26 protein-coding genes are annotated in these 25,239 nt (G+C 59.2%); 17 read left to right on the top strand and 9 right to left on the bottom strand.

What is annotated here, in order from left to right; all coding sequences use genetic code 11:
* Positions 1–58: 58 nt before the first annotated feature.
* The 13 genes from pyrG to KXD86_RS18490 all read left to right on the top strand — a co-directional run bounded on the left by pyrG (position 59) and on the right by KXD86_RS18490 (position 12,182).
* Positions 59–1,687, top strand: a complete 1,629-nt coding sequence (gene pyrG / locus KXD86_RS18550; protein ID WP_218637628.1) for a CTP synthase — start codon at positions 59–61, stop codon at positions 1,685–1,687.
* Between the two features lie 2 nt (positions 1,688–1,689).
* On the top strand, positions 1,690–2,535 hold the full coding sequence (kdsA, locus tag KXD86_RS18545) for a 3-deoxy-8-phosphooctulonate synthase (RefSeq protein ID WP_218637627.1): 846 nt from the start codon (positions 1,690–1,692) through the stop codon (positions 2,533–2,535).
* A gap of 61 nt (positions 2,536–2,596) precedes the next feature.
* Positions 2,597–3,892, top strand: coding sequence for a phosphopyruvate hydratase (gene eno / locus KXD86_RS18540; RefSeq protein ID WP_218637626.1), 1,296 nt, complete (start codon positions 2,597–2,599; stop codon positions 3,890–3,892).
* 201 nt (positions 3,893–4,093) lie between these two features.
* Positions 4,094–4,366 carry a septum formation initiator family protein gene (locus tag KXD86_RS18535; RefSeq protein WP_218637625.1) on the top strand — a complete coding sequence of 91 codons (273 nt, stop codon included), beginning with the start codon at positions 4,094–4,096 and terminating at the stop codon, positions 4,364–4,366.
* 40 nt (positions 4,367–4,406) lie between these two features.
* On the top strand, positions 4,407–5,108 hold the full coding sequence (gene ispD, locus KXD86_RS18530) for a 2-C-methyl-D-erythritol 4-phosphate cytidylyltransferase (protein ID WP_218637624.1): 702 nt from the start codon (positions 4,407–4,409) through the stop codon (positions 5,106–5,108).
* A gap of 25 nt (positions 5,109–5,133) precedes the next feature.
* Positions 5,134–5,613 (top strand): 2-C-methyl-D-erythritol 2,4-cyclodiphosphate synthase, encoded by a 480-nt coding sequence (ispF, locus tag KXD86_RS18525; RefSeq protein WP_218637623.1) that lies wholly within the window; start codon positions 5,134–5,136, stop codon positions 5,611–5,613.
* Complete coding sequence (truD, locus tag KXD86_RS18520; protein ID WP_218637622.1) at positions 5,610–6,695, top strand: tRNA pseudouridine(13) synthase TruD; 1,086 nt, start codon at positions 5,610–5,612, stop codon at positions 6,693–6,695. The genes ispF and truD overlap by 4 nt, the downstream gene beginning before the upstream one ends.
* Before the next feature lie 20 nt (positions 6,696–6,715).
* Entirely contained in the window at positions 6,716–7,486 is a 771-nt protein-coding gene (gene surE / locus KXD86_RS18515) for a 5'/3'-nucleotidase SurE (RefSeq protein ID WP_218637621.1), read from the top strand.
* Positions 7,483–8,139, top strand: coding sequence for a protein-L-isoaspartate(D-aspartate) O-methyltransferase (locus tag KXD86_RS18510; RefSeq protein ID WP_218637620.1), 657 nt, complete (start codon positions 7,483–7,485; stop codon positions 8,137–8,139). Before surE ends, KXD86_RS18510 begins: the two co-directional genes overlap by 4 nt.
* A 68-nt stretch (positions 8,140–8,207) precedes the next feature.
* A complete protein-coding gene (locus KXD86_RS18505; protein WP_312846331.1) occupies positions 8,208–9,110 on the top strand; it encodes a DUF368 domain-containing protein in 903 nt (300 codons plus the stop codon).
* Between the two features lie 322 nt (positions 9,111–9,432).
* Positions 9,433–10,206 (top strand): peptidoglycan DD-metalloendopeptidase family protein, encoded by a 774-nt coding sequence (locus KXD86_RS18500; RefSeq protein WP_218637619.1) that lies wholly within the window; start codon positions 9,433–9,435, stop codon positions 10,204–10,206.
* A 203-nt stretch (positions 10,207–10,409) separates the two neighbouring features.
* Positions 10,410–11,402 carry an RNA polymerase sigma factor RpoS gene (gene rpoS, locus KXD86_RS18495; RefSeq protein WP_218637618.1) on the top strand — a complete coding sequence of 331 codons (993 nt, stop codon included), beginning with the start codon at positions 10,410–10,412 and terminating at the stop codon, positions 11,400–11,402.
* A 204-nt stretch (positions 11,403–11,606) separates the two neighbouring features.
* Positions 11,607–12,182 carry a chalcone isomerase family protein gene (locus KXD86_RS18490; protein WP_218637617.1) on the top strand — a complete coding sequence of 192 codons (576 nt, stop codon included), beginning with the start codon at positions 11,607–11,609 and terminating at the stop codon, positions 12,180–12,182.
* Between the two features lie 81 nt (positions 12,183–12,263).
* Here KXD86_RS18490 and nth read toward each other — a convergent pair whose 3' ends face one another.
* The 8 genes from nth to metG are packed head-to-tail and all read right to left on the bottom strand — an operon-like array spanning position 12,264 to position 20,489.
* Complete coding sequence (nth, locus tag KXD86_RS18485) at positions 12,264–12,902, bottom strand: endonuclease III (RefSeq protein WP_218637616.1); 639 nt, start codon at positions 12,900–12,902, stop codon at positions 12,264–12,266.
* A gap of 28 nt (positions 12,903–12,930) precedes the next feature.
* Entirely contained in the window at positions 12,931–13,647 is a 717-nt protein-coding gene (locus KXD86_RS18480; RefSeq protein ID WP_218637615.1) for an electron transport complex subunit E, read from the bottom strand.
* Positions 13,648–13,649: 2 nt separating this feature from the next.
* The gene (gene rsxG / locus KXD86_RS18475; RefSeq protein WP_218637614.1) at positions 13,650–14,351 is read right to left on the bottom strand and encodes an electron transport complex subunit RsxG; all 702 of its coding nucleotides are present in this window, start codon (positions 14,349–14,351) and stop codon (positions 13,650–13,652) included.
* Positions 14,352–14,354: 3 nt separating this feature from the next.
* Positions 14,355–15,407 carry an electron transport complex subunit RsxD gene (gene rsxD, locus KXD86_RS18470; RefSeq protein ID WP_218637613.1) on the bottom strand — a complete coding sequence of 351 codons (1,053 nt, stop codon included), beginning with the start codon at positions 15,405–15,407 and terminating at the stop codon, positions 14,355–14,357.
* Positions 15,408–15,428: 21 nt separating this feature from the next.
* On the bottom strand, positions 15,429–17,255 hold the full coding sequence (gene rsxC, locus KXD86_RS18465; protein WP_218637612.1) for an electron transport complex subunit RsxC: 1,827 nt from the start codon (positions 17,253–17,255) through the stop codon (positions 15,429–15,431).
* Positions 17,255–17,833: an electron transport complex subunit RsxB gene (gene rsxB / locus KXD86_RS18460; RefSeq protein WP_218637611.1), complete on the bottom strand. Its 579-nt coding sequence runs from the start codon at positions 17,831–17,833 to the stop codon at positions 17,255–17,257. The genes rsxC and rsxB overlap by 1 nt, the downstream gene beginning before the upstream one ends.
* A gap of 14 nt (positions 17,834–17,847) precedes the next feature.
* Positions 17,848–18,429 (bottom strand): electron transport complex subunit RsxA, encoded by a 582-nt coding sequence (rsxA, locus tag KXD86_RS18455; RefSeq protein ID WP_218637610.1) that lies wholly within the window; start codon positions 18,427–18,429, stop codon positions 17,848–17,850.
* Positions 18,430–18,455: 26 nt separating this feature from the next.
* Complete coding sequence (gene metG, locus KXD86_RS18450) at positions 18,456–20,489, bottom strand: methionine--tRNA ligase (protein ID WP_218637609.1); 2,034 nt, start codon at positions 20,487–20,489, stop codon at positions 18,456–18,458.
* 140 nt (positions 20,490–20,629) lie between these two features.
* Here metG and apbC point away from each other — a divergent pair, with 140 nt between their 5' ends.
* The 4 genes from apbC to KXD86_RS18430 all read left to right on the top strand — a co-directional run bounded on the left by apbC (position 20,630) and on the right by KXD86_RS18430 (position 24,491).
* Entirely contained in the window at positions 20,630–21,730 is a 1,101-nt protein-coding gene (gene apbC / locus KXD86_RS18445; protein ID WP_218637608.1) for an iron-sulfur cluster carrier protein ApbC, read from the top strand.
* Positions 21,731–21,971: 241 nt separating this feature from the next.
* Positions 21,972–22,538, top strand: coding sequence for a dCTP deaminase (dcd, locus tag KXD86_RS18440; RefSeq protein WP_218637607.1), 567 nt, complete (start codon positions 21,972–21,974; stop codon positions 22,536–22,538).
* Complete coding sequence (locus KXD86_RS18435; RefSeq protein ID WP_218637606.1) at positions 22,535–23,134, top strand: YjaG family protein; 600 nt, start codon at positions 22,535–22,537, stop codon at positions 23,132–23,134. Before dcd ends, KXD86_RS18435 begins: the two co-directional genes overlap by 4 nt.
* Before the next feature lie 79 nt (positions 23,135–23,213).
* Positions 23,214–24,491, top strand: a complete 1,278-nt coding sequence (locus KXD86_RS18430) for a valine--pyruvate transaminase (protein WP_218637605.1) — start codon at positions 23,214–23,216, stop codon at positions 24,489–24,491.
* On the opposite strand, the gene KXD86_RS18425 is transcribed toward KXD86_RS18430, so the two are convergent.
* Positions 24,488–25,192, bottom strand: coding sequence for a DUF3108 domain-containing protein (locus tag KXD86_RS18425; RefSeq protein ID WP_312846330.1), 705 nt, complete (start codon positions 25,190–25,192; stop codon positions 24,488–24,490). The two genes, KXD86_RS18430 and KXD86_RS18425, sit on opposite strands and share 4 nt — an antisense overlap.
* Between the last annotated feature and the right edge of the window lie 47 nt (positions 25,193–25,239).

The raw sequence follows: 25,239 nt of genomic DNA, 5'->3' as shown, positions 1-25,239 counted from the left end.
ACCCATCTTGAGATGACAATCTCCCTCCTTCACCGAACCAGACAATCATGGAATCTGCATGACGCGTTATATTTTCGTCACCGGCGGTGTCGTGTCCTCCTTGGGGAAAGGTATCGCATCGGCCTCACTGGCAGCGATCCTCGAGGCACGCGGCCTGAAGGTCACTATTCTCAAGCTGGACCCGTACATCAACGTGGACCCCGGCACCATGAGCCCGTTCCAGCACGGTGAAGTTTTTGTCACCGAAGACGGCGCGGAAACCGATCTTGACCTGGGCCACTACGAGCGGTTCATCCGCACGCCGATGAGCCGTCGGAACAACTTCACCACCGGTCGTGTCTACGAGGAAGTCATTCGTAAGGAACGTCGTGGTGATTACTTGGGCGGCACCGTTCAGGTGATTCCGCACATCACCGATGAAATCAAGCGTCGTGTCGTGGAGGGTGCGGCCGGTGCCGATGTGGCACTGATTGAAATCGGAGGCACGGTGGGTGATATCGAATCACTGCCGTTCCTTGAGGCCTGCCGGCAGTTGAAGGTCGAGGTAGGTCCCCAGCGTGCGTTGTTCATGCACCTGACCCTGGTTCCCTACATCGCGACAGCGGGCGAGATCAAGACCAAGCCGACCCAGCACTCTGTGAAGGAAATGCGCTCCATCGGTCTCCAGCCGGATATTCTGCTGTGTCGTTCCGAGCATGAAGTGGATGCCAGCTCCCGTCGCAAGATTGCGCTCTTCACCAACGTCGAAGAGCGCGCCGTCATCCCGTTGCAGGACGCCAAATCGATCTACGCTATTCCTCGCAAGCTCCACGAGCATGGTCTGGATCAGTTGGTGATTGAGCGCTTCGGCCTGGACGCGCGACCGGCTGACCTCAGTGAGTGGGACGAGGTGGTTGAGTCCTTGCTGAACCCTGAGGGCGAAGTCACCATTGCGATGGTCGGCAAGTACATGGAGCTGCTCGACGCGTACAAGTCGCTGATCGAGTCGCTGCTGCATGCAGGCATCAAGACCCGCACCAAGGTCAACATCAATTACATTGATTCGGAAGACATCGAGCGGGATGGCACCGGTGCCCTGGAAAGTGCCGACGCGATCCTGGTGCCCGGCGGCTTCGGGGAGCGCGGTGTCGAAGGCAAGATTCGCACCGTCCAGTATGCCCGTGAAAACAAGGTGCCTTACCTGGGTATCTGCCTGGGCATGCAGGTGGCGGTTATCGAGTACGCCCGCAATGTGGCTGGCCTGAAGGATGCCCACAGTACCGAGTTCCGTGAGCACACACCGGAGCCAGTGGTTGGTCTGATCACCGAATGGCTTGATGCCAGCGGCGAGAAAGAGGAGCGCACCGAAGAATCCGATCTGGGCGGTACCATGCGCCTGGGTGCCCAGGACTGCGTACTGACCGAAGGTACCACCATTGCCAACTGTTACGGTCGGAAGACCATCCGCGAACGTCATCGCCATCGTTATGAAGTGAACAACCACTTCCTGCCGAAACTGGAAGAGGCTGGTCTCAAGATTTCCGGCCGTTCCGCCGACGGCAAGCTTGTTGAAGTCGTCGAGGCGGGTGATCACCCCTGGTTCGTGGCCTGTCAGTTCCACCCGGAGTTCACCTCGACGCCACGCGACGGTCATCCACTGTTCAAGGGCTTTGTTGAAGCTGCCCTGGCGCGCAAGAAGGGAGCCTGATCATGGCGCGGAGCACCGTTAGCGTTTCGGATATTCAGGTCGCCAACGACAAGCCTTTTGTGCTGTTTGGTGGCATGAATGTCCTGGAGTCCCGAGAGCTGGCGTTCGAGGTCGCTGAGGCTTACGTGGACGTGTGTCGGAAACTAGGCATTCCGTATGTTTTCAAGGCATCCTTCGACAAGGCCAACCGTTCCTCCGTGCACTCTTTCCGGGGCCCTGGTCTGGAGCAGGGGCTTCAAATCCTGGCCGACATCAAAAGCAAATTCGGCGTGCCCATCATTTCCGACGTGCATGAGTCGGCGCAGGCCGCACCAGCGGCTGAAGTCTGTGACATCATCCAGCTTCCAGCCTTCCTCAGTCGCCAGACTGACCTTGTGGTCGCCATGGCCGAAACCGGTGCGGTGATCAACATCAAAAAGGCCCAGTTCCTGGCGCCTCAGGAAATGAAGCACATCATCAAGAAGTGCGAGGAAGCCGGCAACGACAAGGTGATCCTTTGCGAGCGTGGCACCAGTTTCGGGTACAACAACCTGGTGGTGGATATGCTCGGCTTCGGAATCATGAAATCGATGGACGTGCCGGTGATGTTCGACGTCACTCATTCCCTGCAGATGCCCGGCGGTCGCGCCGATTCTGCCGGGGGGCGCCGTGCCCAGGTCACCGACCTGGCGCTCGCGGGCATGTCCCAGGGACTTGCCGGCCTGTTTCTGGAGGCTCATCCGGACCCGGACCAGGCCAAATGCGACGGCCCTTGTGCCCTGCGTCTGAGCCAGCTGGAACCCTTCCTGGCGCGCGTAAAAGCCGTCGATGATCTTGTAAAAAGCTTTAAACCTATCGACACCGCCTGATTGGCGGTGTTCTTCGTTTCGTCACCCTTTGACTACCTGAATATTTTGGAGATCCATCACAATGACCAAAATTGCCAACATCAAGGCTCGCGAGGTTCTCGACTCCCGCGGTAACCCGACTGTGGAGGCAGACGTACTCCTGGAGGACGGTACCCTTGGCCGTGCCTGCGCGCCGTCCGGCGCGTCCACCGGTTCCCGCGAAGCGCTGGAACTGCGAGACCAGGATGCCTCCCGCTATCTGGGCAAGGGTGTGCGCAAGGCGGTTGATGCGGTCAATGGCAAAATCCGTGAGGCGCTGCTGGGTAAGGACGCAGCCGATCAGCGCGCCCTGGATGATCTGATGCTGCAACTCGATGGGACCGATAACAAGGCCAACCTGGGTGCAAACGCCATTCTGGCGGTGTCCCTCGCGGCCGCCAAGGCTGCCGCCGAGTCTCTGGGTAAACCCCTGTACGCCCACATTGCCGACCTGAACGGTACGTCTGGTCAGTTCAGCATGCCGGTGCCGATGATGAACATTCTCAACGGCGGCGAGCATGCCGACAACAACGTTGATATCCAGGAATTCATGGTCCAGCCGGTCGCTGCCAAGAGCTTTGCCGAAGCTCTGCGTATCGGCGCGGAGATCTTCCACAGCCTGAAGAAAGTACTCAAGGCCCAGGGCCTGAACACTGCTGTTGGTGACGAGGGCGGCTTCGCCCCGAACCTGCCGTCCAACGAAGCGGCACTCGCGGTCATCAAGGAAGCGGTTGAGAAAGCCGGCTATGCCCTTGGCTCCGACGTGACGCTGGCGCTGGACTGTGCGTCCTCCGAGTTCTACAAGGACGGTCAGTACCAGCTGTCTGGCGAGGGCAAGACCTTTGACTCCGAGGGTTTTGCCGATTACCTGACGGGTCTGTGCGAGCGTTATCCCATTGTCTCCATTGAAGACGGCATGGACGAGAGTGACTGGGACGGCTGGAAAGTGCTGACCGATAAGCTGGGTAGCAAGGTCCAGCTGGTGGGTGACGATCTGTTCGTAACCAATACCAAGATCCTGAAGCAGGGTATCGAAAAGGGCGTTGGCAACTCCATTCTGATCAAGTTCAACCAGATCGGCAGCCTGAGTGAAACCCTGGACGCCATCAAAATGGCGCAGGATGCCGGCTACACGGCCGTTATCTCCCACCGCTCCGGCGAAACCGAAGACACCACCATCGCCGATCTGGCCGTGGCTACCTGTGCTGGCCAGATCAAAACTGGCTCTTTGTGCCGGTCTGATCGCGTTGCCAAGTACAACCAGCTCCTGCGCATTGAAGAGGCCCTGGATGGCAAGGCTCCCTATCGTGGTCTGAGCGAAATCAAGGGTCAGGGTTAACTCCGATCCGTCCAATTTGAACTGCAATCCTCAGGGGTGTGGGTTCAAAAGTGTTAAGGCCATCGTGTTCTGAATGACAATTCAGTCACGATGGCCTTTTTACACAAGCGCTTAGAAGAACTTGTTGCTAATCTACTCTAAGGTCTATACTCGACGAACAGCGTCGAAAATTTGATCGGTTTATTCTGGACGGAATCGGCAATGAAGTTGCTTTGGACCACAATGGTTGTTCTGATACTCCTGCTGCAGGTGCGTCTGTGGGTCGGGGAGGGCAGCTTTGCGCAGGTCTGGGCGCTGGAACAGTCCATTGCCGAACAACGGGCGGAGAACGCCGAGCTGGCCACCCGCAATGAGCGCCTTTATGCTGAGGTCCGGAATCTTCGCGGAGAGCGTGGTGCCGTTGAAGAGCGAGCCAGAATGAACCTGGGATTGATTCGCGAGGATGAAACGTTTTTTCTCGTTGTCGAGAATTGAGATCCAGGTTTCGAGTCCCCGTACGTTCCACGGATAACCCATGAAGACTCCCAAACTGTGGCTTGTCATACCGGCGGCCGGAATTGGCCAGCGCATGCAGGCCGAATGTCCCAAGCAATACCTTCGCATTGACTCCCGTTTCATTCTTGATATCACGCTGTCCCGGATCCTCGGCGCGGCCCCGTTTTCCGGCTGCATGGTGGCCCTGAATGCTGCGGATCATTGGTGGCCCGATACCGAGGCCAGCGAGGATCGCCGAATTCAGACCTGTACCGGAGGCGCGGAGCGCTCCGACTCGGTATTGGCTGCATTGTTGGCGCTGGCGGAACAGGTGGCTGACGACGACTGGATCCTTGTCCATGACGCCGCTCGCCCCTGCGTGCACCCGACGGATCTGTCGAATTTGATCGAGACCCTCTCAGACCACCCAGTTGGCGGTTTGCTGGCGGCGCCGGTGACCGACACCCTGAAAAAAACAGGCAGGGGCGCTCACCCGGAAGTTCTTGAAACCGTGGATCGGGGCCTGCTGTGGCGAGCTTTCACACCTCAGATGTTCCGCTACCGGATGCTTGTGGAGGCACTGGAACGGGCTCACGAATTGGGACAGGATGTGACCGATGAGTCCTCTGCCATGGAGTTTTCCGGTAATATGCCGGTACTGGTGGAAGGTCGGCCGGACAACATCAAGATAACGGTTCCGGCGGACCTCGACCTCGCGGGCTTTATTCTCAGCCGGTTCTGAACTTTCTGTCTTCCCGGAGTCTGTTATGCGAATTGGACAGGGCTTTGATGTCCATGCCTTTGGTCAGGGCAGTGCGGTTATGCTCGGGGGTGTTTCCATCCCTCATCATCAGGGCTTGAAAGCCCATTCGGACGGCGATGTCCTGCTGCATGCGCTCGCGGACGCGCTGCTGGGCGCGGTTGCCCTTGGTGACATTGGCCACCTGTTTCCGGATACCAGTGACGAATGGGCCGGTGCCGACAGCCGTGACCTGTTGCGCCGCGTTATGTTGCGGGTGAGGGAAGAGGGGTATGGCGTGGTCAACATCGACAGCACGATCATTGCCCAGGCACCCAAGATGGCCCCGCACATTGAGGCCATGCGCCTGAACATTGCGGAAGACCTGGGAATTCCTGCGAGCCGGGTCAGCGTGAAAGCGACCACCACGGAAAAACTTGGCTTTACCGGTCGTGGCGAAGGCATTGCCTGTCAGGCCATCTGTTTGCTGGAGCCGGTCTCCTCATGACCGAGGCGGTGCAGCACTGCCGCTGGCGCCTGGATTGGCCAACGTCGGCGGGTACGCGTGTGGCTCGTGCAGGGTTGAAATCATCGCCGGAGGATTTCCAGGTTGATGAGGTGCTGGCCGGCTTCCCCGAGCAATCGGGCGTCGACGTTGCCGGTGAGGGTGAACACCTGTGTCTGCGACTCCAGAAGACGGGTGATAACACCGAATTTGTCGCACGCCAGTTGGCAGCGCTCTCGGGATGCCGGACCTTTGATGTTGGCTACTGCGGTCTCAAGGATCGCCATGCCGTGACCAGCCAGTGGTTCAGTCTTTATCGCCCGGGCATGGCGCACTCCGATGCCGAATTTATTGCGCGAGTGGCGGAGCAATGGACGGTGTTGTCTGCCCGGCGCCACAACCGCAAACTCCGTCGTGGTGAGCACCATGGAAACCGTTTTATCCTGACGCTGCGTGACGTTTCCGGCGAGCGAGCCGTCATTGACGAGGCCCTGGCACGCCTGAAGCACGAGGGAGCACCCAATTACTTTGGGCCTCAGCGGTTTGGTTTTGGGGGCGCCAACCTGGATCGGGCGGCCGCCATGGATTCCTCGGCAATGGATTCCCGCAGCCGGTCTGCAGGCCGGGGGCGCAAAGGTAAAAACCGCGCTGGAAGAGACGCCTCGAAAAACGTATTGTACTTTTCGGCAGCGCGTTCGTGGTTGTTCAACGAAGTTCTTGCCCATCGGGTCGCCGATGGCAGCTGGCTCAGGCCGATGGATGGGGAACCGGGACTGGCTCCCGGTGAGCTGGAGCCAACCGGTCCGCTCTGGGGCGATGGCGGCACCACGGCCACTGGATGCCAGGAACAACTTGAGCGGAGCGTCGTCGAGCAGGCGCCGGATCTGGTTCAATTGTTCTCGACGACCCGGATGAAACCTGAGCGCCGATCGTTGCGGATCAGGCCGGCAGAACTGGCATGGCAATGGCAGGACGAGCGCTGTCTGGCGGTGGAGTTCACGCTGGCGCCGGGCCAGTATGCCACCACGATTCTGAGTGATATTTTCGAGCTTGAGGACATGAGCCTCGGCCGCCATAACAAGTAACAAGGCTAGCGGAGAACACAGTGCGTATTCTGTTGTCGAATGATGACGGCGTCCATTCACCCGGGCTAATCGCCCTGTACGATGGGCTTCAGGGGCTGGGCGACCTGGAAGTCGTCGCCCCGGATCGGGACCATAGCGGGGCCAGTAACGCCCTGACCCTGAACCGTCCATTAACGGTGGAGCAGCATCCCAACGGTTTTCGCTCCGTTGACGGGACGCCTACGGATTGTGTTCACCTCGCGGTCAACGGTCTGTTCCAGGCGCCGTTCGATCGGGTGGTATCGGGGATTAACACCCACGCCAATCTCGGCGACGACATCATTTATTCCGGTACGGTTGCCGCGGCAACGGAGGGGCGCCACCTGGGGCTTCCCGCCATCGCGGTATCGCTGGTTAACGATGGTCACTTCCATTACGAAACCGCGGCACGCGTGGTCCGGCTCCTGCTTGAATCGCAGCGACCACTGGTCCTTGGCCCCCGTTCCATTCTCAACGTGAATGTGCCGGATGTGCCCTGGGACCGGTTGAACGGCTTTCGGGTTACGCGCCTCGGGCATCGCGAGCGCGCCGAGGGTGCCGTTCCCATGACCTGTCCCCGGGGCAAGGAGCGCTATTGGATTGGTGCAGCCGGGGAAGGGGGCGACGCCGGGCCCGGTACCGACTTCCATGCCGTTCGAGAAGGGTTTGTTTCGATCACACCGGTCCACATCGATATGACTCGCCATAAGGCGCTGGTGCCGCTTCGGGATTGGGTCGAAGGTCTTGGCGATGGCGGGGAGACGACGGCATGAGCGCGCAACTCCAGGGTATCGGCATGACCTCCCGTCGGACCCGAATGCGTCTGGTCCAGCGTCTGCGAGAAGCCGGCATTGAATCGGACCGGGTGTTGGACGTTATTGGTGATGTACCACGACACATTTTCCTGGATGAGGCGCTGTCTCACCGGGCCTACGAAGATACCTCACTGCCCATTGGCTACGGTCAGACCCTGTCCCAACCCTACATTGTTGCCCGCATGACGGAACTGATGCTGGCTCATGCGCCCGCCCGCGTGCTCGAGCTAGGAACGGGGTCGGGTTACCAGACTGCGGTCCTTTCCCGGCTGTTTGACGAGGTTTACAGTGTTGAGCGGATCAAACCGTTGCAGGACCGGGCCCGTGATCGTCTGCGCCAGCTCAACGCGCGAAACGTGCTCCTGAAACATGCTGATGGTGGTATGGGGTGGCCGGACCGGGGCCCCTTCGACGGCATTATCGTGACCGCCGCACCAGTGGAAATACCGGAGGAACTGCTGGCCCAGTTATGTGATGGCGGTATCCTGATTGCGCCAGTCGGCGAGGAAAACCAGATCCTGGTGGAAGTGACGAGACGGGGCGACCGGTTCGACCATAAGGAACTGGAACCGGTGCACTTCGTCCCGCTTCTGGGTGGGGTGGTCCGTTGAACGATGACGCCTCGCGCACCCCTGACCTGAATCGCACACATCGTCCGGCTGCCGTCTTCCTGCGGGGCATGGCCATGGGCGCTGCGGACATCGTGCCGGGTGTATCGGGCGGAACGATTGCCTTTATCACCGGCATCTATTTCCGCTTGCTGGAAGCCATCAATGCGATGCCGGGTGCGATCATGGGTGAGTTGGTCCGGGGGCGCTTCAACGTTTTCTGGCAGGTCTGTGACGGCACTTTCCTGCTTTGCCTGCTCGCCGGCGTGCTGACCAGTATCCTCACTCTGGCCTCGGCCATCAGTTACGCGCTCGTCGAGTTTCCCATCCTGATCTGGAGCTTTTTCTTCGGGCTGATTGTCGCATCCGTCTGGCATGTCGGCCGTCAGGTCCGCCATTACCGGTTCTCCCTGGTGCTGCCCCTGATTATTGGCATCGTGGTGGCCTGGTGGATCACCACCCTGCCTGCGGGGCAACTCGCCCCGTCGGCGCTGGCCTTCTTCGGGGCGGGCGCACTGGCCATCTGCGCCATGATCCTCCCGGGTATATCGGGCAGTTTCATTCTGGTCATCATCGGCATGTATGCCCCGGTGCTTGCAGCGATCAAATCTGCGGACATCGGAATTCTGGTGCTGTTCATGGCTGGGTGTTTACTGGGGTTGCTGTCAGTCGCGCGTGTCATTACCTGGGCCTTCCATCACTTTCACGATCTTGTCCTGGCGCTACTCACCGGGTTCATGGTGGGCGCGCTCAACAAGGTCTGGCCCTGGAAACAGACATTGAGCTGGCGTACCAACAGTGCCGGTGAACAGGTCCCCCTGAACGAAAGCAGTATCGGTCCTTTCACCTTTGCGGATCTGACCGGACAGGATCCCAAGCTGGGTCTTGCCGTGTTAATCGCGCTTGCTGGATTTCTGCTGGTCTTGCTGGTCGAATGGGTAGGCACTCGACATCAGCAGGGCAGGATTTCCTGAGCGCTGCGACCACACGTGAACGAAGTGTTACCTATCGCGCGAAAAGGGTGTTTCTCCCGGTAACAGATGTGGCAATGGGGTAACTTGGATTAACTATGGAATTGTGCAATATATTAGCAAGTTACTTCTAAAACCTAAGAAACTGGTATGACACACGGTATGCGTTATACGGATTTTTCATAACTGGGTCGTTTTTATTCTTGTGAGATACTTGCGTGGGCTATTCAGTGCCGCATCGCCGGCTTCCCCGCGGTTCCCTTCCGGTGCCCATGCTTCACCTCGTGCCCTAAAACCCCGCAGCGGCGTTCCCAGGATCGCTGCTATGCTGCTTGTAGCAGCGCTTGTCAGCGGCTGTAACACCCCCGCGTTGTATCGGGATGATCTCTACAATCCGCCGGTTTACTGGGGGCGGCACGTGGTCCAGCCCGGAGAAACCCTGTACAGCATCGCCTGGCGCTACGGTCGGGATTACCGGGAACTGGGCAGCGCCAACGGCATAGACGCGCCCTGGACATTGAGAGCGGGGCAGGTGTTGCGTCTCGATCTTCGCGGAACTGTCACATCCAATCGGCAGAATCGTGTAGCGACGAGGAAATCCGCGGCGTCGTCCGGTACGTCACGGGCAGCGCCGCCGGCGCCAACGCCAAGAACGGCGCCGAAACCGGCGGTAACCCGAGCCCCGGAAAAGGGAGCGCCACTGGCGTCGCAGACCCAGACGGTCGCCCGGGTGAACTGGCGCTGGCCGCACGTTGGCACCGTAATTGCTGGATATTCAACATCCGGAAGAGTCAACAAAGGTATTGATATTGCCGGAAAAGCCGGTGATGCTGTAAAGGCAGCCGCGAGCGGTAATGTTGTATACGCCGGCAATGGGTTGCTTGGTTACGGTAACCTGATTATTGTGAACCATAATGAGCACTATTTAAGTGCTTACGCACACAACCGGAAGATTCTGGTGCGGGAAGGGGAGGATGTGAAAGCCGGTCAGGTGATCGCAGAGCTCGGTAGCAGTGGCGCTGAACGACCCATGTTGCATTTTGAAATCCGAAAGAATGGCAATCCGGTTGATCCCGCCCACTACCTTCCAAGACGCTAGCGCAGAAGCAGACAGGATTCTGTTTCCCACCACCCACCGGCACTGACAGAGAGACCGCGTTCCAAAGAATAAAAAAACGGTTGCAGTTGTGACCGGCCAACCAACAGATGTCCTGAAGAAGAAAAGTAGTCGCATTAAGAACGTCCGCAATAATAAGAAGTATCGGACGAACACCCAGGATTATTGAGAGGCGGGGCAAGAAAATGTCAGCAGAGCAGGAAGATATCATCATTGATCGTGCGGTGGACGTGGATGAGTCCGAGGATCAATTGTTAGCAGAAGAGAAAGTCGACAAGGCTTCGGCGGACGAGGATACCGCTGACGAAGAAATTCCTACCCAAGGGCGTTATTTCACCAGCCAGAAGCAGCTGGACGCCACTCAGCTATACCTCAACGAAATCGGTTTTTCCCCCCTCCTGACGCCGGAGGAAGAGGTGTATTTCGCCCGCCTTGCGCGTAAGGGCGAGGATTCCGGCCGGAAGCGGATGATCGAGAGCAACCTCAGGCTCGTGGTCAAGATAGCGCGGCGTTATGTCAATCGGGGACTGACCCTGCTGGATCTGATTGAAGAGGGTAACCTCGGGCTGATCCGGGCGGTTGAAAAGTTCGATCCGGAACGGGGTTTCCGCTTCTCGACCTACGCCACCTGGTGGATTCGCCAGACCATTGAACGCGCGATCATGAACCAGACCCGGACCATTCGGCTGCCGATTCATGTGGTCAAGGAGTTGAACCTTTACCTGCGCGCTGCTCGGGAGCTGACGCAAAAGCTGGATCATGAACCTTCCGCCGAAGAAATCGCGCGCATGGTCGACAAGCCAGTCGCCGATGTAAAGCGCATGCTGGGTCTGAACGAACGGGTTGCCTCCATGGATACCCCGATCGGCACTGGCGGAGAGAAATCCCTGCTGGACACGGTTGCGGATGAAGGCGCCTCTGACCCGGCGGACCTGCTCCAGGACAACAACATGTGTTCGTGCCTGGAAAAATGGATCGACCAGCTCAGTGAAAAGCAGCAGGAAGTGCTTTCCCGTCGCTTTGGACTGAGAGGGTATCCGGTCAGCACGCTGGAAGAGGTCGGTCAGGAGATCGGGCTTACCCGAGAGCGGGTTCGCCAGATTCAGGTCGAGGCGCTGCGACGCCTGCGTGAAATCCTCGAGAAAGAGGGGCTCTCCGGAAACCTGCTGTTTAAATAACACCTTTCCAGAGTTGATCAAGCCGAAACCGGCCGGGGAAACCCGGTCGGTTTTTCTGTTTCAGGATGGCCGCAAATGAGAACCAGGTTCCGCCGGAGAGTCCCCCGACGTTGTTAGAATGCCCGGACCGGGCGGGGATAAGGGTGTCGAAACCCGGTGCACGAATGAAACACGTCAATAATAACGATCGAAAAGGAAAGGACTATGAAGAAGGCTCTCTTTACCGGTTTTATGTCCCTGACCATGGCAGCCGCACTGTCAGCGCCGGTCTCGGCACTGACCGTGGAAGGTGTGGATGTTCCCGATACCTACTCGGCCATGGACACTGAACTCAAGCTCAATGGCGCGGGCACGCGGTCCAAGTGGTTCATGGACCTGTACGTTGGTGGCCTGTATGTACCGGAAACCATTGATGATGGCGAGGCTGTTATCAACGCGGATGAGCCCCAGGCCATCACGCTGCACATCATCTCCGGCATGATCACCAGTGAGCGCATGACGGAAGCCACCCTGGAAGGCTTTGAATCGTCGACCGGTGGCGACATGGCGGCGATCCAGGGTGATGTCGACCAATTCATGGCGGTCTTCCAGGAGGAGATCAAGGAAGGCGATGTCTTCGATCTGGTGTACCTGCCGGGCGAGGGTGTCAAAGTCCTGAAGAACGGCCAACACAAAGACACCATGGGTGATCTGGCCTTCAAGAAGGCTCTCTTCGGAATCTGGCTGTCTGACAAGCCAGCCCAGGAAGACCTGAAGGAAAAAATGCTGGGACAGCGTTAATCGCAACGTCCTGACAGAAAAAGCCGGCATTCAATGCCGGCTTTTTTGTGGGCGCCGTTACTCCGGTGAGCCCATGGGTGATTACAGGTAATCCCGTTTGTCCTTGAACTCGCAGAGGTCTTCAATGCTGCAGGCACCGCACTTGGGTTTGCGGGCGGTACAGGTATACCGACCGTGGAGAATCAGCCAGTGGTGCGCATCCAGCAGAAACTCTCTGGGTACCAGTCGCATCAGCCTTTGCTCCACCTCCAGCACATTCTTTCCGGGGGCTATGCCGGTGCGGTTCGAGACCCGGAATATGTGAGTATCCACGGCCATGGCCATGTGTCCGAACGCCGTGTTCAGCACCACGTTGGCTGTTTTTCGGCCAACTCCGGGCAATGCCTCCAGGTCTTCCCGCTTCTCCGGAACCTGACTGCCGTGCTTCTCAATCAGGATCCGGCAGGTCTTGATCACGTTCTCGGCCTTGCTGTTAAACAGGCCGATGGTCTTGATGTACTCCTTCAGCCCGTCCACACCCAGTGCCAGAATCGCTTCCGGGGTATTTGCCACCGGAAACAGTTTGTCGGTGGCCTTGTTGACGCCAACATCGGTGGCCTGGGCGGACAGGATGACAGCAATCAATAACTCGAACGGTGTGGAGTAGTTCAGCTCCGTCGTGGGGTTCGGGTTTGCATCCCGAAGACGGGTAAAGATTTCAATGCGTTTCTGTTTGTTCATGGGATCCGGGATTCACCTTACCTGCGGGTCAGGAAACGTTGCCAGTGACGCGAACGCGTTTGCTGCCACTGGCCGCCGGGGCCGGTTCGGCGGCCTTGCGACGCTTCTCCAGGTGGTTGTCGATGCCATTCTTCAGGGCAATCAGGAGGCCAAGACCTACGAACGCGCCGGGAGGCAGGACCATGAACAGGACGTCGGGATAACTCTCAAACGGACGAATCACCCAGTCGGCGGCCATGGGGCCGAGCAACAGGTTCATATCGACAAACAGCGTGCCCTGGCCAATCAGTTCGCGCATGCCTCCCAGCAGCACCAACACCGCCAGGAAGCCGAGCCCCATCATGACACCATCCAGCAGAGCCGGCCCGGGCGTCACTTTGGAGGCGAAGGCATCCGCCCGGCCGAGAATGGCGCAGTTGGTCACGATCAGGGGAATGAAGATGCCCAGGATCTGGTAAAGCTCGTAAGTGAATGCCTGCATCAGAAGTTCGGCACAGGTGACAAACGATGCAATGATCATCACGAAGGCGGGCAGTCGGACTGACTCACCCACAAAGTTCCGGATCAGTGACACCGCGAGGTTGGACCCCATCAGCACCAGCAGGGTTGCCAGGCCCAGGCCAATAGCGTTGACGACGGTACTGGTCACCGCCAGCAGCGGGCACAGCCCCAAGACCTGGACGAGGGCGGGGTTGTTGTTCCAGAGCCCGTCGCGAATGATTTCACGGGAGGTTTTGGTGGCCATAATCAGGAATGCTCCGAACGGGTTGCTTCTCCGGCAATGGTTTCCGGAGTGATGGCTTTCGGTCGGGGTGACGGCGCTTCGTTGAGTCGCTCCCGAATCACCTGCCGGTTCTGGCGGAAATAGATCAGGGATTTCTGGACCGCCTTGACCACCGCCCGGGGGGTAATGGTGGCACCGGTGAACTGGTCGAACTCCCCACCGTTCTTCTTCACGTTCCACTCGCGGTGCGGTGGCTGGCCAAGCGAGCGGCCCTCAAAGCTTCGGATCCAGTCGGACTTCTTGGTCTCGATGCGATCACCGAGCCCGGGCGTTTCCTTATGACTGGTGACCCGGACGCCGAGAACCGTGCCGTTCAGGTCGACACCGACCAGCAGCCGGATATTGCCGGAATAGCCGTCCGGGGCAACGATGGGCAGGATCATGCCCGTGGGCCGGCCGTCACGTCGAGCCACCCAGGCCGTCAGCGGCCCATCGGTGGCCAGGCGTTCACTGGCGGGCAACTGGACCGTATCCCGGAGCAGGTTGTTGTCATGGGCGCTTTCCGGAATGATTTCAAACAGCGCCTTGGCTTCGGCGCGCGCGGCCTGCTCCTGGATCCGTTTCTCGGTCAGTGCCTGGGTAACCGCGATGGTGCCCCCGGTGATCATGGCGAACAGGCCCAGGCCAATGGCGCTGCGACGTATCGATTGTGCAAGTGCAGCCATACGTTACCCCTGCTTCCTGCCCGGCACACCGCGACGGGCCTTGTGGTGGCCGTAGGTCCGCGGTGGCGTGTAGTGATCAATGAACGGAACCGCAAAGTTCATCAGCAGAACGCTGAAGGCCACGGCATCGGGGTAGCTTCCCCAGGTCCGTATCAGGTAAATAAGCACGCCGATGCCAGCACCGTAAATCAGTTTGCCCTGATGGCTGGTCGCTGCCGACACCGGATCGGTGGCGATGAAGAAGGCTCCGAGCACGGTGCCACCGGCCAGTAGGTGCAGGGACAGTGGCGCGTACTGATCGGCGTTGTTGCCGAAAGCCAGGCTCATCAGCACGAGTCCGGCGAGATAGCCGATCGGAATGTGCCAGGTGATGATCCGGAGCAGGACCAGCAGGAGCCCGCCCGCCAGAAAGCCGGCATTCACCCATTCCCAGCCCCTGGCAATGCCGTCACCAAAGGTCGGGTGCGCCAGTACCTCTTCCGCCGTGCGGGTCGCGATCTTGTGCTTGTACTCGTCCAGCGGTGTCGCCATGGTCCAGCCGTCAACCGCAGTCTGCTGGGCCGAGGCGATCGTGCCGAGGGTTTCGGAGAAACCGGGCGCGCCGTCCCACAGCAACGCGGGTTCCGCCCAGTTTGTGGTCATGGCCACCGGAAAGGAGATCAAAACCAGGGCATAGCCCACCATCGCCGGATTGAAGGGATTGGAACCGAGCCCGCCATAGAGCTGCTTGGCAACGACGATGGCGGACATAACCGCAATGCCGGAAACCCACCAGGGCGCAAATTGTGGCAACGACAAGCCGAGCAGCAGGCCGGTTACCGCCGCCGTATTATCTTTCAGGAAAAAGGCGACGGGCTTGTTCCGGAGCTTGAGGATGGCAGCCTCGCAGGCCATCGCCAGTGCAACGCACCACACCACATTGATCAGGTTGCCCCAGCCAAAGAACACCGTCTGCGCGAACAGGCCAGGCAACGCAGCGATGATTACCCAGAGCATAACCCTTGATGTGGGGCGGGCATGATGGGCATGGGGTGAAGACTGTTGAGCAAATGCCATGAATGTCGGGCCTGAATTCGGTTATTCGGTTGACTGGGATTCGGGTTGGGACGCCAGCTTCTGGCGGGCGTCGGCCAGGGCTTCTTCCGCGCGCGTCACCCGGTCGTGGTTCTTGGCGACCGCCCGTTCCAGTTTCTCTACATTGTCGGCCTGCTGGGCTTTGGCTTCTTCCAGCATGCCCTGCATGGTTTCAAGTTTGGACTGCGCCTGGGCCAACTGCTTTTCGAGTGCCTCCAGGTCGGGCTTGTCCTGAGCAGGTTCGGCCGCAGGCGCTTGCGGTTTGGCAGCCTCGGTCTTGGCTTTCTTGCGGGCGAGGGCCTGTTCAACCAGTGCCGCCTTGGCTGAACGCTCATCCACCGCATCGCCTTCGGCGGCCGCTTTTTCAGCTTCCGCCTTCTTCTTCGCCTGGGCTTCCGCTGCGGCTTTCGCGCGTTCCTTCCGGCGCTGCTCCTTCTCCTGCTGTTCCCGCTCCAGGCGCTCCTGGCGAGCTTCAAAACGCTCCCGAGCCCGGTCGGCCTTCAGCTGTTCGGCCCGCTGCACCCGAATCTCTCCCTTGGCGTAGCGATAGTACTGCACCAGGGGAATGGAGCTCGGGCAGACGTACGAACAGGCGCCGCACTCTATGCAATCAAACAGGTTCAGGTGCTCGGCTTTTTCAAACTCCGCAGCCTTGGAGTACCAGAACAACTGCTGTGGCAGGAGCTCCATTGGACAGACTTCGGCGCACTCCCCGCACCGGATACAGGGTTGCTCCGGTGGCGGCGCCGGCAACTCCGTGGCGGTGGCGGCAATCACGCAGTTGCTGGTCTTGATCACCGGCACGGCCGTGGTGGTGAGGGTGTAGCCCATCATCGGACCACCCAGCACCAGGCGGTTCACCTTGTCTGGCTGAAGGCCGGCCTGGTCCAGCAGATACTGCACCGGGGTGCCAATCAAAGCGTTGAAATTCCCCGGTTCCCGGACGGCCTCACCGGTGATGGTCACGATTCTGGAAATCAGGGGGCGACCTTCAAATATCAACCGGGATACAGCAACCGCGGTGCCGACGTTCTGGCACATGACCCCGATATCGGCCGGGATGCCTCCACTGGGCACTTCCATCCCCGTCAGTATCTGGATCAGTTGCTTTTCGCCGCCGGAGGGGTATTTGGTTGGGATGACGGCAAGTTCAATCTGGGTGCCTTCGGTCGCAACGCGCAGGGCCTCGATGGCCTCCGGCTTGTTGTCCTCGATACCAATCACGCAGCGTTCCGGACGCAGGATCCAGGCCATGACCTTGAGACCCGCGACGATCTCATCGGCCTGCTCACGCATGGTCATGTCATCGGCGGTGATATAGGGCTCACACTCGGCGCCATTAAGAATCAGGGTATCAACCTTGCGGTCTCTCGGGGGGCGCAGCTTGATGTTGGTCGGGAAACCCGCACCGCCCATACCGGAAATGCCGCCGTCCCGAATCAGTTCCAGCACCTGGCCCCGCTCCAGGTTGCGGTAATCGCGAGTGGGCTCAAGTGGTATCCACTGGTCTTCGCCATCGGGCCGAAGGGTGATGCACCAGTCGTTCATGCCGGAGGGGTGGGGCACGGGCAGCTCGGCGATGTTTTCAATAATTCCAGACGTCGGCGCATGCACCGGCACCCCCAGGCCGTTGCTCACATCTGCAATTTTCTGGCCTTTAAGGACCCGTTCACCAACGCTGACAATGGCCGTGGCCGGTTCGCCGATGTGCTGCTGTAGCGGCAACACGAGGCTGTCTGGGATGCCCGCGTCCCGAATCGGGCGCGCGGTGGACTGATGCTTGTTCTCTGCCGGATGAATGCCACCGGTGAAATCCCACAACTGAGTCATCAGGCGCTGGCCCCCTGGCGATCGGTGGCGATGACGCCGGACGCCGGCGGTGTCCAGGTCCAGGTACGGATATCCGGTTCAATGGTGATCATGTCGATACAGTCCACGGGGCAGGGGTCCACGCAGAGATCGCAGCCGGTGCATTCGCTTTCAATCACCGTGTGCATGTGTTTGGCCGCGCCAAGGATCGCGTCGACCGGGCAGGCCTGGATGCATTTGGTGCAGCCAATGCATTCGTCCTCACGAATGATTGCCACCCGCTTGGCCTGTTCGACGCCGTGCTCGGCATCCAGGGGCTGGGGTTCCACGTCCAGCAGATCCGCCAGGGCCTTGATGGTCGTTTCACCGCCAGGAGGGCACTTGTTGATGGCATCACCGTCGGCGATGGACTCGGCATAGGGGCGGCAGCCGGGGAAGCCGCACTGACCACACTGGGTTTGCGGCAGCAGCGAATCAATCTGGTCCACCAGCGGATTGCCCTCAACCCGGAAGCGCTCAGATGCGAAGCCCAGCAGGCCACCGAAAACCACAGCGAGGGCCAGCAGAACCAGTACGGCAATGACAATGCCTGTCCACATACAACGTGTCTCCGTTAAACGCTGACCAGGCCTGTGAAGCCCAGAAACGCCAGTGACATCAACCCTGCGGTTACCATACCAATGGCGGCGCCCCGAAAGGCAACCGGCACATCGGCGACGGCGATGCGTTCCCGCATGGCCGCAAACAGCACCAGCACCAGGGAAAACCCGGCGGCGGCACCAAAACCGTAGAGTACGGATTCAACGAAGTTGTTGTTCTTGTTCAGGTTCAGAAGTGCAACACCCAGAACGGCGCAGTTGGTGGTGATCAGGGGCAGGAAAATGCCGAGGACCCGGTAGAGCAGCGGGCTGGTCTTGCGAACCACCATTTCGGTGAACTGGACCACCACGGCGATCACCAGAATAAAAGTGATGGTTTTCAGGAAGGCGAGATCCAGCGGCGCCAGCAGGTAGGTATAAGCCAGGTAGCTGCAGACCGATGACAGCGTCAGCACGAAGGTGGTGGCCAGGGACATGCCCATGGCGGTTTCCAGCTTGCCGGAAACCCCCATGAAGGGACACAGCCCCAGGAACTGCACCAACACGAAATTGTTCACCAGTATGGTGCTGACCAGAATCAGCAAATACTCTGTCATCGGAGCTGCTCTGCCTCGTTCTCTGCTTACATGATCCGCATGCCGGGCGTGGCGCCGGAATCCGGTGAGAGAATAAAGATCTCTTTACCTCCCGGCCCTGCGGCCAGAACCATGCCCTCGGACAGGCCGAATTTCATTTTACGCGGCTGCAGGTTGGCAACCATCACCGTCAGCCGGCCTTCAAGGTCTTCAGGCTTGTACGCGGACTTGATGCCGGCGAACACATTGCGCTCACCGTGCCCGATATCCAGCGTCAGACGCAGGAGTTTGTCCGCGCCGTCCACATGCTCCGCTTTGACAATCTTTGCAACGCGGAGGTCCACCTTCGCGAAATCGCCGAATTCTATCTCATCGGCGACCGGCTCCAGATTGGCAGCCGGTGCCGGCTTGCCGGTCGCTGCGGGCAGTTCTTCCTTGGACGCGTCCAGCATCTTCTCGATCTGGGCCATGTCCACCCGGTTCATCAGCGGCTTGAACTTGTTGATGCCATGGTTTTCCAGACGCTGGGCCCGGTCGTTCCAGTTCAGCGGCGCATTCAGGAAAGCCTCGGACGCCTTGGCGGTTTCCGGCAGAACCGGCGCGAGGTAGGTAATCAGCAGGTGGAACATGTTCAGGGCGTTGGTGCAGATGGCCTGCAGTTTTTCGTCCTGCCCTTCCTGCTTGGCGATGACCCACGGCTGTTCGTCATTGACGTACTGGTTGGCAATGTCGGCCAGCTCCATGATGCGGCGCATGGCACGGCCGAATTCGCGGGATTCGTAGAATTCCTCGATGTCCTTGCCGGCCTCAATGAATTCCCGGAGCTTGTCATGCTCGGTAACCTTGCCGAGCTGCCCGTCAAACCGCTTGGTGATAAAACCGGCGCTGCGGCTGGCAATGTTGACCACTTTGCCCACGAGGTCCGAGTTCACCCGGGCGGCAAAGTCTTCCAGGTTAAGGTCCATGTCATCCACGCCACCGGTGAGCTTGGCGGCGAAATAGTACCGCAGGTACTCCGGATTCAAATGATCCAGGTAGGTGCGGGCCATGATGAAGGTGCCACGGGATTTGGACATCTTCTTGCCGTTGACGGTTACAAAACCGTGGGCCCAGACCGCAGTCGGTGTCCGGAAGCCGGCATCGTGGAGCATGGACGGCCAGAACAGGGCGTGGAAGTTGATAATGTCCTTGCCGATGAAGTGATAGACCTCGGCCGTGGAATCGGCTTTCCAGAAGTGCTCGAAATCGATGCCTTCCCGGTTACACAGGTTCTTGAAGCTGGCGAGGTAGCCGATGGGCGCGTCCAGCCAGACGTAGAAGTACTTGCCCGGCGCATCCGGAATCTCGAAACCGAAGTAGGGCGCGTCGCGGCTGATGTCCCATTCCTGCAGCCCGGCATCCAGCCATTCGGCCAGCTTGTTGGCAACCTGCGGCTGAAGCGTGCCGCTGCGGGTCCAGTTAGCCAGGAAGTCGTGAAAATCGGGGAGCTTGAAGAAATAGTGTTCAGACTCCTTCTCGATCGGGGTTGCGCCGGAGACCGCAGAGCGAGGGTTGATCAGCTCGGCCGGGGTGTATGTGGCACCACAGGCCTCGCAGTTATCACCGTACTGGTCCTCGGTCTTGCACTTCGGGCAGGTGCCCTTGATGAAGCGGTCCGCCAGGAACATGTTCTTTTCCGGATCGAAGGACTGGGTGATCTTGCGCGTGGCAATGTGCCCGTTTTCCTGAAGCTGATGGTAGATGTACTCGGAGAACTGGCGATTCTCTTCCGAGTGGGTGGTGTAATAGTTGTCGAAGCGAATGTGGAAGCCACCGAAGTCCTGCTGGTGTTCCTCGCGAATGCGATCGATCAATTGCTCGGAACTGATGCCTTCGCGCTCGGCTCGCAGCATAATAGCGGTACCGTGGGCATCGTCGGCGCAAACGTAGTAGCAGTTCTGGCCGCGCATGTTCTGGTAGCGCACCCAGATGTCGGTCTGAATGTATTCCAGCAGGTGGCCCAGATGAATGGGGCCATTGGCATAGGGCAGGGCGCTGGTGACCAGAATATCGCGCTGTTGCTTTGGACTCGCTTGCGTCATGGTGTGTCCGAACCTTTCTTCAAAGTAGGGGTTGTATGGTCAGAAACGGGCACAGATGATACCTTCCGAGCAGAAATTTTTCACCCGAATCACCTGTTTCCGTGCTTAAAATCAAGCATGAGCTTATTCCGGAGAACCCGATGACACAGATTTCAGAGCAGGCCCTGCAGGCGGCGATTCGCGAGTACCGCGATCCGTATCTGGAAAAGGACCTTTACGAGCTCGATGCCGTCAAGGCACTGAACGCTGACGACGCGGGCAACGTGACGTTGATGGTCGAGCTGCCGTACCCGTCCAAAGGCATCGCCGGCGCCCTCAAACAGCTGGTTTCCGTGGCGCTCGAAAACGTGGATGGGGTCGAGCATGCCGAGGTGCATGTCGGGCAGAAGATACACTCCTACAAGGTCCAGAAAGACCTGCCGTCCGTTCCAGGGGTGAAAAACATCATTGCCGTGGCCTCCGGTAAAGGCGGTGTCGGCAAGTCCACCACGGCCGTTAACCTCGCCCTGGCACTGCAGGCCGAAGGAGCCCGGGTTGGCATCCTGGACGCGGACATCTACGGACCCAGCATCGGCATGATGCTGGGCGTGCCGGAAGGAAAGCGGCCGGACACCCGTGAAAACAAGTACTTCGTGCCCATGGAAGCCCATGGCCTCCAGGCCAACTCCATGGCGTTTGTGGTCACCGAAAAGACCCCCATGGTCTGGCGCGGTCCGATGGTGAGTGGTGCGGTCATGCAGTTGCTCCAGCAGACCCTCTGGAACGAGCTTGATTACCTGATCGTCGACATGCCGCCGGGCACCGGCGACATCCAGCTGACCCTGGCCCAGAAGGTGCCCGTGACCGGCGCCGTCATCGTCACGACACCCCAGGACATCGCCTTGCTGGACGGCAAAAAGGGCATCGAAATGTTTCGCAAGGTAGATATCCCGGTTCTGGGTGTGGTTGAGAACATGAGCGTCCACATCTGCAGCAACTGCGGCCACGAAGAGCCCTTGTTCGGTCATGGCGGCGGCGAGCGGATCGCCGAGGAATACGACACCACGCTGCTCGGCCAACTGCCACTGCACATGACCATCCGCGAGCAGACCGACGGCGGCCGGCCCTCTGTGGTGGCGGAGCCGGACTCTGAAGTGGCGCGCCGTTATCGGGACATTGCCCGTAAGGTGGGCGCTGAACTGTCCACCCGTGAGCGCAATCTCAGCGGTTCGATCTCCAGTGTTTCGGTAACCGAGCACTAAGTTCAGATTTTTCCTGCAGGCTGCTCATCGTTTGATCGCGAGCGCAGGAAACACTTGCCAAAAATGTCGTAGGCCAGGGATGGCCGGAGACAAGCGCACATGGATGTGCTCGTAGCGGTTTTTGGCACGTGTTTCCTGTGGTCGCAGCCCCCCGCTAAAGTGAGCCTGCGGGACTTCGACAGACCCCCGCCGAACAGGTAAACTACGCCTCAATTTTTCCAGTGGAAACGAGACTTCACCCATGAGCATCAAATCCGATAAGTGGATTCGCCGGATGTCCGAGCAGCACGGCATGATCGAACCGTTCGAAAGCGGGCAGGTTCGTGAATCCGAAAAAGGCCGGGTTATCTCCTACGGCACCTCGAGCTACGGCTATGACGTGCGCTGCAGCAACGAGTTCAAAATCTTCACCAACGTCCACTCCGCGACGGTCGACCCGAAGAATTTTGATGAAAACAGCTTTGTGAACTATACCGGCGACGTCTGCATCATCCCGCCGAACTCCTTTGCTCTGGCTCGCACCGTGGAATACTTCCGCATTCCCCGCAGCGTGCTCACCATCTGCCTTGGAAAGTCCACCTATGCCCGTTGCGGCATCATCGTCAACGTGACGCCCCTTGAGCCCGAGTGGGAAGGACAGGTCACCCTGGAATTTTCCAACACTACCAACCTGCCGGCGAAAATCTACGCCAACGAAGGTGTTGCGCAGATGCTGTTCTTCGAATCCGACGAGATCTGCGAGACCAGTTACAAGGATCGTGGCGGCAAGTACCTGGGTCAGACTGGCGTGACCCTGCCGCGGACATGAACGCCAACCAGTTCCTGAAAGCCGTTTCCCAACTGCAGGGATGGCGCGAATGCGCCTTCCTGCTGGCGCTCGCCGAGCGCTCCTTTCCGAATTATGCGCTGTTTGCCGATGCGGTGGGCCTGAAGACCGGCGCCAAGATGCAGCAACTGCTGGACCTGGCCTGGGACATGCTGCAGAAGGATGCGGCCGAATCCGCCATTCCCCAATTGCTGGCCAAGCTCGAAACACTGTCCCCGGACGTGGACGCCTACGATGCCTACGGCGTGTATCCGGCGTTCGATTTCTGCCAGTTGCTCGAGCAGGCCCTGCTCAACCGCCTGAACCCGGCGAAACACCGGGCGACAGAGGCGTCGCAAATGGCCACGGGCACCGTCATGAATTTTGTCGAGCTGTCCGAGGGCGACGAGCTCGACGAGGATGAACTGGTGCGCCTGCTTGACCAGCATCCCCTGATGAAAGAAGACAAGGCCTTCCAGCGCGACATCGTGTTGGCGCTGAAGCGCCAGCGTACCCCCACAGAGCAGTTCATCGAGAAGCTGCGGGACGATGCTGCCAACGACGGCGTCAGTAACCTGGGGATTTCGCTGGCCGAGTAAGCTCCGCCATCGGGGACCGGCTACACTGTCCCTGGTGCTGATTTTTTATTCACCGGGTGTGCACGACGGATTTAACGCCATGAAACTCTCTGCATTTGGTCGCAAGTTTACAGCCGATGCCGGTATAACCTCGCTGATGGACGATCTGGGCAATGCCATGGCGTCCGGCGATGACATGATCATGATGGGCGGTGGGAATCCCGGTCACATTCCTGAAATCCAGCAGCGGGTCCAGGAAATTCTGGCGGATATGAGTCAAAGCGAGGGCGATGTCCGGCGGTTGGTGGGCATCTATGATCCGCCCCAGGGTGAGAAGCAGTTCATTGGCGCGCTCGCGGAACTTCTGAATCGCGAGTACGGCTGGGGCCTTGAGCCCGAGAATATTGCGCTCACCAACGGCAGCCAGGCCGCCTTCTTCATGCTGTTCAACATGTTTGGCGGCGATTACGGTAATGGCCAGCACAAGCACATCCTGTTGCCCTTGGCCCCCGAGTACATTGGTTACGCGGACGCCGGCATTGAGCCCGGTCTGTTTCACGCGGTTCAGCCCGACATCTCGTTCACCGATGCCCACGAATTCAAGTACCGTGTCGACTTCGATGCGGTCGAAGTCACCGGGGAAACCGGCGCGATCTGTGTTTCCCGGCCCACCAATCCCACCGGCAATGTCGTCACCGACGATGAGCTGGCCAGGCTCGAAGCATTGGCCCGTGAGCACGATGTGCCGTTGATCGTGGATGGGGCTTACGGCACGCCGTTCCCAAGTCTGTTGTTTGTTGATGCCAAGCCGACCTGGAACGACCAGATCATCCTGTGCCTGAGCCTCTCCAAGCTCGGGTTGCCGGCGGCAAGAACCGGGATCGTGATTGCGGCCAAGCCAGTTATCAAGGCGCTGTCCGGCGTCAACGCCATCATGAACCTGGCGACCGGCAGCTTTGGCGCGATGCTGGCAGATCCACTGGTCCGGTCCGGTGAGATTCTGTCCCTGAGTCGGGACGTGGTATGTCCGTTCTACAAGGCAAAAATGGAAAAGGCCGTTGCGACCTTTCGCCAGGCCATGGGCGAAGATACGTGCCGCTGGTACATTCACAAGCCCGAAGGGGCCATGTTCCTGTGGTTGTGGTTCCCGGACCTACCCATCACCAGTCTGGAGTTATACCAGCGCCTGAAAGCGCGCGGCGTGCTGGTGGTGTCCGGTCACTATTTCTTCCCGGGCCTGCCGGACGATAACTGGAAGCATCGCCATGAGTGCCTCAGGGTGACCTATTCTCAGGACGATGCCCGCGTTGCCGAGGGCCTTCGGATCATTGCAGATGAAGTCAAGGCGGTCTGGGCCGAGGCCAGTGGCGGGGCCTAGCTGCCGAGGTCGGCCCGGTGCAACTTCAGCTCGTAGCTACTGCCGTCAGGTTCAACCTGAAGAAGGCGGACCAGCAGAAAGTCTTCATCAGGCGCAAACCACATCAGCGTCTCACGCTTTGATGACTCATCCCGCACTTTCTCTGCTTTCAGGGTCGGGATGGGGCCGCGGGAGGTTTCCAATGGTTCCCGGTCAAGAACCGCGAAACGGTCGTGGTCGTAATCACCGCCATCAATGACCTGGTACGTCAGGTCACGCTTGCCGGACTTGATGTCCTGGCTCAGTTGAAGCTGGAAGCCCAGCGGGTCCAGCACGCCTTCCGACAGCTCCAGTTCAAACGCCTTGCCACGGTATTTGCCGGTGGCAATCCCCGCGTCCCAGTCAAAATCAATCGATTGTTCCCGGTCCTTGATCAGGAAGCCGGACAGACGATACCGATAGCGCAACGGGATGACCCGGTTGTCTTCCCATTTCAGTATCAGCGATTCGTCAATATCGGCAATGAAGGAGTCGACGTCGGTGCGGTAGAGCCAGACGCCATTTCCCTGGTCGCTGAGGGTGCGCTTTGCGGTGCCGTTGAGGGACACGCCCTTGTTCATCGAGGCGGTGTAAGTGGCCTGGTAAGGGGTAAGGGTGGAGCCGGGCTCCTCTGCATGGGCGGGAATGTTCAGTAATGCCTGGAGCAGCAGTGTTGCTGCCACGGCAGGCAGTATCTTTGCGGTCCGTCGAATCAGATGCATAACTGGTA

Source organism: Marinobacter arenosus, assembly GCF_019264345.1.
GTDB lineage: Bacteria > Pseudomonadota > Gammaproteobacteria > Pseudomonadales > Oleiphilaceae > Marinobacter > Marinobacter arenosus.
The sequence above is the reverse complement of the archived record's forward strand: the minus strand, read 5'-3'. Positions and strand labels throughout refer to the sequence as shown.